This is a genomic window from Polaribacter sp. Q13, assembly GCF_016858305.2.
In the GTDB taxonomy this organism is placed as follows: Bacteria; Bacteroidota; Bacteroidia; order Flavobacteriales; family Flavobacteriaceae; genus Polaribacter.
On sequence record NZ_CP074436.1, the window covers coordinates 3,872,095 to 3,885,504 of the forward strand.

The following is a 13,410-nucleotide window of genomic DNA, read 5'->3' on the forward strand; positions in this document are numbered from 1 at the left end:
GATGTTTATTTGAAGCTTACTATTTAATTAGTAAGTTTCTTATAAATATGCTTTAATCTATTGCTATATCAATAAATAAATATCAATATTTTATAAATTATGTAAAGGCTGTATAAAATCTTAAAAAAGAAGAATGTATACAGTTTTTTCTATTTATATTTGTCATCAGTATAACAAAAATGACAAACAATAATAACAATCGTAATTTCAATAATCCTAATTGTTAGGATGGGAAGGTTGTTGTTTAGAAATATATAAATAAAGCCTTCCAAATTTTGGAAGGCTTTTTTTTGAATCTAAAAATTAAAAACATGAGCAAAATAATGACGGTAGACATTTTGTCTAGCATTAAAGGAGCAAAACCATCGGAATCGGTGAATCAGTTATTTGAAGTAATTAAAAAGGCAAATACATCAAATTCTACTTTTAATACCAATCATAATAATGCGGTGTCTTTAGATGATTTAAGAGAAGATGTGGTTATTGATAGTCCGCAAGCGGAAAAACAAATCATCATCGAAAACTTTCCGAAAGAAAAAAACGGATTTTTAGTAGTTTCTAAAGTGATAGAAGAATAATTATGGAATCGCAAATACGTAAAATTCATCAGCAATTGGTGAACAAAGAAATTTCGTGTACACAATTAGTGCAAGAAAGATTAGATTTATTAAAATCGAACACCCACAATACAGTCAATTCACTTTTAGATACTTTAGCATTAGAATTAGCTGCAAAAGTAGATGCTAAAATAGCAGACGGACAAGAAATTGGTTTGTTAGAGGGAATTCCATTCGGAATTAAAGATGTGTACATGGTTCAAGGAACTTTAACAACGGCAAGTTCAGATTTATTAAAAAAATACAAATCGCCATATACAGCAACTGCCATTCAGAAATTATTTGATGCAGGTGCCATTCCTTTAGTAAAAGAAAATTGTGATTCTTTTGGGCATGGTTCTTCTTCTGAAAACACCATTTTCGGAGCTGTTAAAAATGCGATTAATACAGCGTTGGTTTCTGGAGGATCAAGTGGAGGTTCTGCAGTAAATGTAGCAAAAGACTTTACGGTATTTTCAATTGGTGGAGACACAGGAGGTTCTGTACGTCAACCGGCAGGTTACAATAAAATATACGGATTAAAACCAACCTACGGAAGAATTTCTAGATTCGGATTAATGGCGTACGCATCGTCTACAGATTGTGTTGGTCCGATTGCAAAATCTATCGAAGATATTAGAATTGTTTTAAATGTAATGAGTGGTAAAGATATTAAAGATCTAACTACGTATCCATCAGAAGCAATATCCGAAGAAACTATTTTAAATGCTGATGGAATTAAAACTGTTGGGTATTTTAAAAATTTCATTGAAAATGATGCAATTGATGCGCAAGTAAAAGCAGATTTTTTATCAGCCATCAAAAAAATAAAAGCCAAAGGAATTGAAGTTAAAGAATTAGATTTCTTTGAATCTGATACCTTAGTTTCTACATACTATACATTGGCAATGGCAGAAACAGCATCGAATCTTTCTAGGTTAGATGGTACCAATTACGGAAATAGAATAGAAGGCGATACTTTAAAAGATACGTATTCTATTACACGATCAGAAAATTTCTCTGAAGAATCTAAACGTAGAATAGTTGGTGGGAATCAAGTATTATCGCAAGGTTTTTCTGATGAAATCTATTTAAAAGGATTGAATTTAAGAGATCAAATTGTAACTAATTTCGAAAAAGATTTTAAAGTGGTAGATATTATTTTATCACCTGTTACGCCAAATTCGCCACCAAAAATAGGCGATAGTTTAAAAGATCCGTTGGCAATGTATTTGTCGGATGCGTATACGGTTGGTTTTAGTTTAGGGCAATTGCCAACGTTAACAGTGCCACAAGGAACAGAAACAGGATTACAAATTACGGCAGCAAAAAATAATGACGAACTTGTTTTGAAGTTTGCTAACTTCTTAAAAGATACGATATAATGGAACTGGAACAATTAAATGAGCTTATTAAAAAGCACGACTTAGAGTTAGTAATCGGTATTGAAACACACGTTCGATTAAATACAAAATCAAAGTTATTCTGTTCTTGTGCAAATCAAGAAATAGAGCAACCAAATCAGAATATATGTTCGGTTTGTACTGGGCAAATGGGTGTTTTACCATCGATAAATAAAGAAGCAATTACCAAAGCTATTTATTTTGGAAAAGCGGTAAAATCTACTTTTTCTAATGAAGTTATTTCTTGGGATCGTAAACATTATGAATATCCAGATAACCCAAAGAACATTCAAATTACACAGTTTCACAATCCTGTAATTCCAGACGGACAAGTTTCTTGTTATAGAAATGATGGTTCGCAATTTACGGTGAGTTTAACGCAAGTTCATATTGAGGAAGATGCTGCAAAATTGATGCACGAAAAGAAAATTTCTTTAGTCGATTTTAACAAAGCAGGTGTTCCGTTAATCGAGATTGTTACCGATCCTTGTATTCGTAATATTGAAGATGCTTCTACGTATGCGCAATACATTCAAAGAATTGTTCAGAATTTAAAAATCTCTGAAGCAAATCTTGAAAAAGGTGAGTTTAAATCGGATGTTTCTGTATCACTTAGAAAAAAGCGTACGTATGATTTAAACCCAAGAACAGAAATCAAAAACTTAAATTCTTTTAAGTTTATGGTAGATGCGTTAAAGGAAGAAGTTGAAAAGCAATTAAATTATTACGTAGAAAATAAAGCGTTTAGACCAGACCAAACTACGGTTTTATGGGATGCCGATTTAAAGCAAACCAAAACGATGCGTAAAAAGGAATTTGAAGCAGATTATCGTTTTATTTCTGAGCCAGATTTACCTTTTGTCAACATTAAAAAAGTAGTAGAAAGTATTGATGTAGATATCAGTTCTTTGCCTTTTGCCGTAGAATCTATTTTGATAAATGGTGGCGTTTTACCACAAGACGCAAAGTTTTTTACAGCAGATTCTTTACGTTCTGCAGTATTTGTAGCTATCAATAATAAAATTAACGATGCTTCTTTTGTAGCCAAAACATTGGTGAATAATATTGGTGCAGATGAGTATGAAAATATTCATGATGTAGCTCAATTAACAGAGATTTTCCAATTATTTAAAGACGATAAAATTACCTCTGTTTTAGTACAAAACGGAATTACATCGTATTTAAAAGATAGGAACTTCGATTACAACAAGTATTTTGAAGACAATACTATTTCTGAAGATAAAATTAAAGATGCCGTTAAAAAGGTGATTGCAGAAAATGAAGCAATTGCAAACGATATTAAAGCAGGAAATCAAGGGAAAGCTGGTATTCTTGTTGGTAAAGTAATCGGTATTATAGGTAAAGGAGCTTCAGGGAAAGTTATCCGTGAGGAGATATTAGATGCACTTAGCAATTCGCCTTTAGCGGTTAGCGAAGAGCCAATAGCTAATAGCCAACAACAGCAAATAGCCAATAGCGAAAAGCCAAAAACGGAAGAAGAATTACCTAAAGTTCCTATAATAATCAAGGAAAACTACAGAACGCATAAAATTTCTCAGTTATCAGAAGAAACAATTAATGAAGAAGTTACATTGTCTGGTTGGGTTTCTAGTGTGCGTGATCACGGAGAATTAATTTTTATCGATTTAAGAGATTCTAGCAATCAAGTTTTTCAAGTACGTTTAAGTAGAGAAACTTTTCCTAATTTAGATGAACTTGTAAAGTTGAAATCAGAATCTGTTATTTCTGTAACCGGAGTAGTGGTTCAGAGAAACGAAGATGATTATAACGCAGGTTTAAGAACCGGAAAAATAGAATTAGAAACATCTGTATTAGAAATTTTAAACTTATCTAAAACCTTGCCTTTTGAAATAAAAAGAGCAATGAAAACGAATGAAACTACTCGTTTTCAATACAAGTTTTTAGATCATAGAAATGATGAGGTTCGTAAAGCAATTGTAAATAGACATAAAGTAATTAAGTTACTTCGTGATATTTTAGATGAAGAAGAGTTTTTAGAAATTGAAACTCCAATTTTAACTGCAGGTACAGATGAAGGAGCAAGAGAATTTATTGTTCCTACAAGAAAACAAGCAGGTTCTTTTTATACATTACCACAAGCACCACAACAATTTAAGCAAATGTTAATGGTTGGTGGATTTGAAAAATATTTTCAAATAGCACGCTGTTTTAGAGATGAAGATTCTCGTGGAGACAGACAGCCAGAATTTACACAATTAGATATTGAAATGGCATACGCAAGTATGCAGCAAATCATCGATTTAAACACTAAAATGTTTAATGAAGTTGTGAATAAAATTTATGGTAAAAAATGGATTTTACGTCCGTTTGAAGTAATTACGTATAAAGATGCAATGGATAAATATGGTTGTGATAGACCGGATTTACGTTATGGTTTGCAAATGCAAGACATTACAGATATTGTAAAAGATACCACTTTCCAGGTTTTTAGCAAACCAATTGAAGATGGTGGAATTGTAAAATGTATTAAAGTTTCTGCAGCAGAGCAAGGAAACAAACGTATGTCTAAAGGACAAATAGAAAACTTAACTGCCATTGCACAACAAAATGGTTTAGGTGGTTTGGCTTATATTATTGTGAATGAAAACGATTTGCAATCGCCAATTATTAAGTTTTTAGGCGAAGAAATTGCAGCCTATATTATAAAGGCTACAGATGCACAAGTTGGTGATATTGTATTTTTCTCAGCAGCAGATTATGCAACCGCTAACAAGGCGTTAGATGCGGTACGTCAAGAAATGGGACGTATTTTAAAGTTGATCAATCCGAAAGAACTAAGACCAGCTTGGGTTGTAGATTTTCCAATGTTTGAAAAAACTGATGAAGGAAGATGGACGTTTACGCACAATCCTTTTTCTATGCCAGCTATCTACGATTTAGAAAAGCACATGACTGGAGAAGGCGAGGAGATAGGTACAATTATCGCGCAACAATACGATTTAATCTTAAATGGTTATGAGATTGGTGGAGGTTCTGTTCGTGCTCACAAAGCAGAAATTTTAGAAGCAACCTATAAAAATATGGGTTACGATAAAGAAGGAATGATGAAAAGTGTTGGAACCATGTACAAAGCTTTCCAATACGGAGCGCCACCTCACGGAGGAATTGCTTGGGGAGTAGATCGTTTAATGATGATTTTAGAAAAGAAAGCGTCTATTAGAGAAGTAATGGCTTTCCCTAAAACAGGTTCTTCTGAAGATTTATTATTTAATGCGCCTTCTATTTTGAGTGATAAGAAAGTGGAAGAGATGAATGTAAAGATTATGAGGAAGTAGGTTTCTAATAATTCTTAAAAATATAAAAATCTCGCGAAAGCGAGATTTTTTTTGGTTTATTCTAATTAGAAAATGCAAGAGAAACAAATGAAAAAAAACATTATTGAAACCGATTCTTTTTTAGTTTTATTCTTTGCCAAAAATTAGCTATAATTATTTTGTTCTTTTAATTTTAGGTGGACTTTGTCGAGTATCAAAAACATCACTAATTTCAATCTGATTTTCTTTACTATTTATCCAATAAATTAACTTGTAGTTTTTGTGAATTAAATATCTAAATTCTTCTTTTCGGTTTTTTAGTAATTCCTCAATTTGCCCTATTTCTGGTTGATTTTTTAAAGTAAGAGTTTCGTTATATATTCCTTTTACAAGTTTTTTAGAAATTACGATTCCAGCTTTTTCTCGATAATATTTATAAATTATTTCAAGTTCATTTTTAGCAAATTCAGTCCAAAATATGTTTAATTCCATTCTTCAATTTGGGCTTTCAATTCACTAGAACTTATTAATCTTCCGTTTTCTGAGTCGTTCATAGATTGGTCGATTCGTGAATTAAATTCCTCAATGGACATAGGTTTAAAATCCTCTTGTCCAGCTTTTAGATTCTCTTTTTTTAGTATTTTTTCAAAAAGAGAAATAACTTCCTCACTTTGTAGTTTAAGAAATTCTTGTACAAATTCTATTTTTCGAGCTTCTAAATTCATTTTATTGGACTTTTATCAAAGATACAAAATTTTCAATTTAGTTCGTATTTTTATTGATTTCACAGATTTTACAGCTGTCTTACTCAATAAAAAATAGATTCGTTTGAAGATTTATTATTTAATGCGCCTTCTATTTTGAGTGATAAGAAAGTTGAGGAGATGAATGTTAGGGTTATGAGGAAGTAGGTTTCTAACTACTTTTATAAATATAAAAATCTCGCGAAAGCGAGATTTTTTTGGTTTATTAAAAAGTATTCTATTTTTTAGGTAATAGTTTTAGATAAATATTTTTTTTGAGGGTAATTACCCTTTAAATTTATTTTAAGTTTAATTTTGTTGTATATTTGCAGAGTAAATACTCTTTTTTATGATTAACTCAGATATCGATGACTTATTAAAATCAATTTTTTCAAATGATGGCCGCTTGGATATTAGAGAAATGTTTGATGATAAATTAGAATCTTATAAGATTAGTAAAACTAAGGCTTTAAGGTTATTGAAAATTGATAAAGATGTTTTTGAACAGATAATAAATGGTAGTGCTAAGCAGCCTAACTTAATACATATAGTAAAAATTGCAGAGTTTTTAGGAATACCTATTAATAAATTTATTGAAACTGTTTTAAGTAATCAAAGCCCTGAAAATATACGTTCTATTGATAATGCAAGGAAAGCAACGTTTTTATTAGATAATTTTGATGTAAAAACTTTGACTAAGTTTGGTTTTTTTAAGATTAAAGATGAACCGGATAAGTTAGTTCACAAAATTTTATCTTTTTTTGGGTTTAATTCTATTGAAGATTATCAATTAGAACTTAACAAACCTTTATATAGTAGCGCTAAAAGAAATTTTTCAGATAAGATGAAAGATTTTTGGGTTAAGTCAGCATATCAGACTTTCAAGGTTATTGATAATCCTAACGATTATGATAGAAATAGATTAAAAGATTTAATCATAAAAATAAAACCATATTCTCAAGATATAAAAAACGGGTTATTCACTGTTTGTAAAGCATTATATAATATTGGTGTAACTGTTGTGTTTCAAGATTATTTAGCTACAACACAAGTAAGAGGAGGGACGTTTATTATTAATGAAAAACCCTGTATTGTTCTTACTGATTTTAATAAAAGTTACCCGACAATTTGGTTCACTCTTTTGCATGAGTTACATCATGTATTATTCGATTTCGATTTGATTAAAACAAATAGTTTTCACTTATCTGGTGATGCCGATTTATTTTTAATAGAAGAAAAAGCAGATTCTTTTGCTAGAGATTTTTTTATGCCAAAAGAAAAATTTATATACATAAAAAATTATATAAATAATCCTTACTTAGTTTCGAAATTTGCAATTGAAAATGAAATTCATGTTTCTGTTGTTTATTCATTTTTTACTTGGTATCAGGATAATTTATATGATAAAAAATATTATGGAGCTTTTAATAAATTCTATCCAGATTATAAAGAAGCTTTAAGTAAATTGAGTCCTTTGTCATGGAATGATGAAAGTATAAAATTAGTAGGGGAAAGAATAAAGCATATTTTAGAAATTAATTAAAATTGGTATATGGAAGATAATAAAAAAGTAAAAAAGCAAGTAGAACTTTCTGAATCAGATATAGAAAGATTAGAGTTGTTACAAAAAGCAAATGAAAAAGTAGGAAAACAATTGTCTATTGACTCAGAGAAAGGAAATCTTGTGGAAGTCGATGAATTGAGAGAGTTAATTGGAAAAGAATTTGAAAACCCAGAAGAGAAATATAATATTTATTATAAGGGAATTAGAAACTTATTAATGGCTTACCTTCCAAAAGGAAAAGAATTCAAGGAAGTTCGAGATATCATATACGATGAAAAAAATATTTTTCTAAATTTAGGTAAACGTAAATCCGATAATAATGGCATTAGAGGAGGAGATGGTAGAATGACTTTTCAACCTGTTATGAATGAAATCCTTGATATTATTGTTACTTGGGTTGCCAAATCACAGAACCCATTTGATATTTACCGATCATTTTATGAATTAAACGAAAAACATAGTTATGGACATGAGGAATATGATAAGTCAGCTTTAAATGTAGCTAAGGCTATGTTTAAATTAAGTGAGAAATAATTTTATAAATATTATTAAGCATATTTTTATTAAATCAATGATTTTTAGACGAAATATATGAACTAGTTTTTTTAAATTAAACTATTAATTTAAAAATATACTTCAATAAATTCCAAATAAAAATCAATCTAAACATTGCCTATTTTAAAAATCTATCTTACTTTTGTTTCATAATGAAAAATAATACAATAAATACAGGTTGGTGGAACTCTCTTAATAATTAAGTGAGAAGAAACCTATATGTATAAAATATATTAAAAAAGGCTTATCTCACGATAAGCCTTTTTTTTATGATGATTTTTTAGTCATTTAAAGAAAAAAATAAAGAAATGTCCGCTTGAGTGCAGTTAAGAGGATAAGTAAAAGTCTCGACTGCGCTCGACCAGACAAAAAGTAAAATGAAAAAATTACAATTTAAGACAATTCATAAAACAAAAATGGCAGATACAGTTACTCCAGTAGGGCTGTACTTACGTTTTAGAGATAAATTCGCTAACACGCTGTTGTTAGAAGGTTCCGATTATCACAGTAAAGAAGAAAGCTTTTCTTTTATTGCTGTAGAACCTATTGTTACTATGAAAGTAGATGATTATCAGTTTACAGTTTCACATAAAGGAACGCAAATAGATACACAACCTATCTATAAAAACTTTTATGATTTATATTATAAATTTAAGGATGCGATAGATTTAGATTGTCCTGCCGAGTTAAAACCCTATAACGGATTATATGGGTATACAACCTTTGATTCTGTTCAGTATTTCGAGAATATTAAATTCACAAACAAGAAAGCACCTTCTGCAATACCAGAAATGCAATACAGTTTTTATCGTTTTGTTATTGTTATCAATCATTTTAATGATGAAATGACGCTGATAGAAAATATAGAAGAAGGTACAGCTTCTCGTATAGATGAAGTTGAAACCATTATTGATGCACAAGCATTTAATACACTAAAATTCGAAATTGTAGGTGAAGAAACTTCAAATATAACTGGCGAAGAATTTAAAGAGTATGTGCGAAAAGCAAAATCTCATTGTAAAAGAGGAGATGTTTTTCAACTAGTTTTATCTCGCCAATTTCAACAAAAATTTAAAGGAGACGAGTTTAATGTGTATAGAGCATTGCGTTCTATCAACCCGTCGCCATATTTGTTTTATTTCGATTACGGGTCTTTCAAATTAATGGGTTCTTCACCAGAAGCGCAAATTAAAATATCCGCAGGTAAAGCGACGATCAATCCAATTGCAGGTACGTTTAGACGAACGGGAGATATGGCAGAAGATATTAAGTTGGGTAAAAAATTATCCGCAGATAAAAAGGAAACCGCAGAACACGTAATGTTGGTAGATTTAGCACGTAACGATTTAAGCAAACATGCCGATAAAGTTACCGTTGAGGTATTTAAAGAAGTACAATATTTTAGCCACGTGATTCATTTGGTTTCTACTGTTAGAGGAGAAATTAAAGGAAACCCAATTGAAATTGTTGGAGACACTTTTCCTGCAGGAACTTTAAGTGGAGCGCCAAAATACAAGGCAATGCAGTTAATCGATAAATACGAAAACCAAACACGCGGATTTTACGGTGGAGCAGTCGGAATTATCGGTCTAGACAACTCTGTAAATTTGGCCATTGCCATTCGTTCGTTTGTAAGTAAGAACAACGTTTTATATTCGCAAGCGGGAGCAGGAATCGTAATTCATTCCGACGAAGAAAAAGAATTACAAGAAGTAAATAATAAATTAGCAGCGTTAAAAAAAGCGTTGATTTTAGCAGAAAATATTTAAAAATAGCTTTTAGCTGTTAGCGGTTAGCTTTTTGCTAATTGCCAAAAGCCAAAAGCCAAAAGCTTTTTAAAATGAAAATATTAATTTTAGATAATTACGATTCTTTTACCTACAATTTGGTTCATTTGGTAGAGAAAATCACAGGAGAATTTCCTGCAGTTTTTAGAAACGATGAAATCAGTATTGCAGATGTAGGAAACTACGATATGATTATGTTATCGCCAGGACCAGGAATTCCGGATGAAGCAGGCATCTTAAAAGAAGTAATTAAAACCTACGCAGGCATAAAACCAATATTCGGAGTGTGTTTGGGCTTACAAGCCATTACAGAAGTTTTTGGAGGAACCATCATCAATTTAGAAGATGTTTTTCACGGAGTAGCCACAGAAATGAGAGTTACAGACAAAAACGCAATAATATTTAAAGATGTTTCAGAAACATTTATGGCGGCACGTTACCATTCTTGGGCAGCAACAGACGAAGGTTTTCCAGAAGAAATTCAAGTTACTGCTAGAGATGAAGATGGATTAATTCAGGCAATTGAGCATAAGATATTTCCAATTTCTGCTGTGCAGTTTCACCCGGAATCTATTTTAACAGATGTTGGTGAGCAGTTGGTAACGAATTTTATTAATGCGAATAAATAAATGTCATTGCGAGGCACGAAGCAATCTTTTAATGATGAGATTGCTTCGTACCTCGCAATGACAAGTAAGAATTATGAAAGCAATTTTAAACAAATTATATAATCACGAAAGATTGTCTAAATCTGAAGCAAAACAAATCTTAAAAGATATTGCTGCAGAGAAATACAATGATGCCCATTTAGCATCATTTATGACTGTTTTTATGATGCGTCCGATAACAGCAGATGAACTTGCTGGTTTTAGAGATGCGTTAATGGAGTTGGCAATAAAAGTAGATTTATCAGATTATAATACAATCGATATTGTTGGAACTGGAGGCGATGGAAAAGATACGTTTAACATATCAACCTTAACTTCTTTTATAGTTGCCGGAACCGGACAAAAAGTAGCAAAACACGGTAATTATTCAGTGTCTTCTCAATCAGGTTCGTCTGATATGTTAGAGAGTTTTGGATACAATTTTACGAATGATGAAACCATTTTAAGAGAACATTTAGAAAAGGCAAATATTTGTTTTTTACATGCTCCAAAGTTTCATCCAGCAATGAAAGCTGTAAGTGGAACAAGAAAAGCATTGGCATTAAAAACGTTCTTTAATATGTTAGGGCCTTTGGTAAACCCAAGTTCACCTAAAAACCACATGTTGGGAACTTTTAATTTAGAAGTTGCACGTTTGTACAATTACATTTTACAAGAAGAAGATATCAATTACGGAATTATTCATGCCTTAGATGGTTATGATGAAATTTCGTTAACAAGCGGATTTAAGTTCTTTACGAAAAACGGAGAACAAATTATAAACCCAGAAGATTTAGGACAGAAAAGAATTCAGCAATCAGAAATATTTGGAGGGAATTCAGTTGCAGATGCTGCTGAAATTTTCAAAACGATTATTGGTGGAAATGGAACAGAATCTCAGAATAATGTAGTGCTAACAAATGCTGCTTTTGCATTAACTATTGTTGATGATACCAAGTCTTTCGAAAATGCTTTCGCAGAAGCTAAAGATTCGTTATTTGGATTGAAAGCGAAACAAACGCTAGAGAAATTAGTTAGTATTTAAAAATAGAAAATGTCATTCCGAAGGAAGTATGACTGAAGGAATCTTTTAGTAAAAAGAACAGATTGTTTCGCTCCTCACAATGACTAAATATATTAAAATAGGTTTCGACTGTGCTCGACCTAATATAAGAAATAAGAAATGACAATACTTGATAAAATAATCGCATTTAAAAAGAAGGAAATTGCTAAGATAAAAGCAGAAGTTCCTGTACAAAATTTAGTAAAAAGTCCAAGTTTTGGAAGAGAAACTTTTTCATTAAAAAAATCTTTGTTAGAAGTTGGTTCTACAGGGATTATTGCAGAGTTTAAACGTCAATCTCCATCAAAAGGAATCATTAACGACCAAGCAACCATTGCAGAGGTTACTAATGGGTATTTGGATGCGAATGTTGCTGCACAATCTATTTTAACAGACACTTCTTTCTTTGGAGGAACAATGGCAGATTTAATGGAGGCAAGAGTTATCAATCAACAAAAACCAATTCTTAGAAAAGATTTTATTGTTGATGGATTTCAGATTGTAGAAGCAAAAGCGATTGGAGCCGATGTAGTTTTATTAATAGCTTCTTGCTTAACCGCAACTGAGTTAAAAAACTACGGAAACTTAGCAACAGACTTAGGTTTAGAGGTTTTGTATGAAGTACATACGCAAGAAGATTTAGATAAAATTAACGATTTAGATAATAAGATTATCGGAATTAATAATAGAAACCTAAAGACTTTTGAAGTGGATTTAGAGCACTCAATTAAATTAGCAGGTCAAATTCCGGATACGTGTTTAAAGGTTTCAGAAAGCGGAATTTCTGATCCAAAGATTATTACTGGATTGAAAGAATTTGGTTTTCAAGGTTTCTTAATTGGAGAGAATTTTATGAAAACAGACAATCCTGGAGAAGCTTGTTTAGATTTTATCAATCAAATTAGATAGTTATGTCAGTTCGAGTGAATTTTGAGGAACGAAAAATTTGTATCGAGAACAGAATAACTTCTCGATACAATTTTCTCATAAAGTCGAAAATCACTCGAAGTGACAAAAAGATAATATTATGAAATTAAAGGTTTGTGGAATGAAGTTTACAGAAAATATCCAACAAGTTGCAGCGTTGCAACCTGATTATTTGGGGTTTATTTTCTATGAAAAATCAAAAAGAAATTTTGAAGGAATTATTCCAGAACTTTCTAATTCGATAAAAAAAACAGGTGTTTTTGTAAATGAATATATCGAGATTGTTATTTCTTTAGTTGAAGAATATAGGTTAGAAGCTATTCAGTTACACGGAGATGAGTCTGTTGAGTATGTTGTCAATTTAAAAAAGCAATTAGCAGAAAATAAAGCGCTGTTTATTGAAGAAAATAAGACGATAAAAAAGCAAAAAAATAAACACTACATTTCTAAAAATGAAGTTGAGGTTATTAAAGTATTCGGAATTAAAGACGAATTTAATTTTGATGTTTTAAAGCCGTATTTAGAAGTGGTAGATTTCTTTTTGTTTGATACCAAAGGAAAAGAAAGAGGAGGAAATGGAACCAAATTTGATTGGTCTGTTTTAGAGAAATATCCTTTTGAAAAACCTTTCTTTTTAAGTGGAGGAATCGGTTTAGAGGATGTAGAAGAAGTACAAAAAATATTGAAATCTAATTTACCAATTTACGCTTTAGATGTAAATAGTAAATTTGAGAGTAAACCAGGAGTTAAGAAAACAGAAGAGTTAAAGGAATTTAAGAAAGAAATTTTTGTGTAATTGTGTAAAAGTTGAATTGTGTAAAAAAGCACA

The 13,410-nt window shown here is 31.0% G+C and carries 12 protein-coding genes; 10 read left to right on the forward strand and 2 right to left on the reverse strand.

The genetic code is table 11. From position 1 onward, the window contains the following. The first annotated feature begins 311 nt into the window (after positions 1-311). The 3 genes from JOP69_RS16330 to gatB/aspS are packed head-to-tail and all read left to right on the forward strand — an operon-like array spanning position 312 to position 5,316. Complete coding sequence (locus tag JOP69_RS16330) at positions 312-578, forward strand: hypothetical protein (protein ID WP_166386651.1); 267 nt, start codon at positions 312-314, stop codon at positions 576-578. A 2-nt stretch (positions 579-580) separates the two neighbouring features. Then, the gene (locus tag JOP69_RS16335; protein ID WP_203391967.1) at positions 581-1,981 is read left to right on the forward strand and encodes an amidase family protein; all 1,401 of its coding nucleotides are present in this window, start codon (positions 581-583) and stop codon (positions 1,979-1,981) included. Then, the gene (gene gatB/aspS / locus JOP69_RS16340; RefSeq protein WP_203391968.1) at positions 1,981-5,316 is read left to right on the forward strand and encodes an aspartate--tRNA ligase; all 3,336 of its coding nucleotides are present in this window, start codon (positions 1,981-1,983) and stop codon (positions 5,314-5,316) included. Before JOP69_RS16335 ends, gatB/aspS begins: the two co-directional genes overlap by 1 nt. Positions 5,317-5,469: 153 nt before the next feature. Here gatB/aspS and JOP69_RS16345 read toward each other — a convergent pair whose 3' ends face one another. Together JOP69_RS16345 and JOP69_RS16350 are read right to left on the reverse strand one after the other, a co-directional pair. Beyond that, positions 5,470-5,787, reverse strand: a complete 318-nt coding sequence (locus JOP69_RS16345; RefSeq protein ID WP_203391969.1) for a type II toxin-antitoxin system RelE/ParE family toxin — start codon at positions 5,785-5,787, stop codon at positions 5,470-5,472. Next, positions 5,778-6,020, reverse strand: coding sequence for a hypothetical protein (locus JOP69_RS16350; RefSeq protein ID WP_203391970.1), 243 nt, complete (start codon positions 6,018-6,020; stop codon positions 5,778-5,780). The genes JOP69_RS16345 and JOP69_RS16350 overlap by 10 nt, the downstream gene beginning before the upstream one ends. 367 nt (positions 6,021-6,387) lie before the next feature. On the opposite strand from JOP69_RS16350, the gene JOP69_RS16355 reads away from it, so the two are divergent. The 7 genes from JOP69_RS16355 (at position 6,388) to JOP69_RS16385 (ending at position 13,377) form a co-directional block, all read left to right on the forward strand. After that, positions 6,388-7,581, forward strand: coding sequence for an ImmA/IrrE family metallo-endopeptidase (locus JOP69_RS16355; RefSeq protein WP_203391971.1), 1,194 nt, complete (start codon positions 6,388-6,390; stop codon positions 7,579-7,581). A 9-nt stretch (positions 7,582-7,590) separates the two neighbouring features. Further along, positions 7,591-8,136, forward strand: a complete 546-nt coding sequence (locus JOP69_RS16360) for a hypothetical protein (RefSeq protein ID WP_203391972.1) — start codon at positions 7,591-7,593, stop codon at positions 8,134-8,136. A gap of 398 nt (positions 8,137-8,534) precedes the next feature. After that, positions 8,535-9,926 (forward strand): anthranilate synthase component I family protein, encoded by a 1,392-nt coding sequence (locus JOP69_RS16365; RefSeq protein ID WP_203391973.1) that lies wholly within the window; start codon positions 8,535-8,537, stop codon positions 9,924-9,926. A gap of 71 nt (positions 9,927-9,997) precedes the next feature. Beyond that, positions 9,998-10,573 carry an aminodeoxychorismate/anthranilate synthase component II gene (locus JOP69_RS16370; protein ID WP_203391974.1) on the forward strand — a complete coding sequence of 192 codons (576 nt, stop codon included), beginning with the start codon at positions 9,998-10,000 and terminating at the stop codon, positions 10,571-10,573. 73 nt (positions 10,574-10,646) lie between these two features. Then, the gene (trpD, locus tag JOP69_RS16375; RefSeq protein WP_203391975.1) at positions 10,647-11,636 is read left to right on the forward strand and encodes an anthranilate phosphoribosyltransferase; all 990 of its coding nucleotides are present in this window, start codon (positions 10,647-10,649) and stop codon (positions 11,634-11,636) included. Between the two features lie 138 nt (positions 11,637-11,774). Continuing rightward, positions 11,775-12,563, forward strand: a complete 789-nt coding sequence (gene trpC, locus JOP69_RS16380; RefSeq protein ID WP_203391976.1) for an indole-3-glycerol phosphate synthase TrpC — start codon at positions 11,775-11,777, stop codon at positions 12,561-12,563. Positions 12,564-12,681: 118 nt separating this feature from the next. Continuing rightward, entirely contained in the window at positions 12,682-13,377 is a 696-nt protein-coding gene (locus tag JOP69_RS16385; protein WP_203391977.1) for a phosphoribosylanthranilate isomerase, read from the forward strand. Positions 13,378-13,410: the final 33 nt, after the last annotated feature.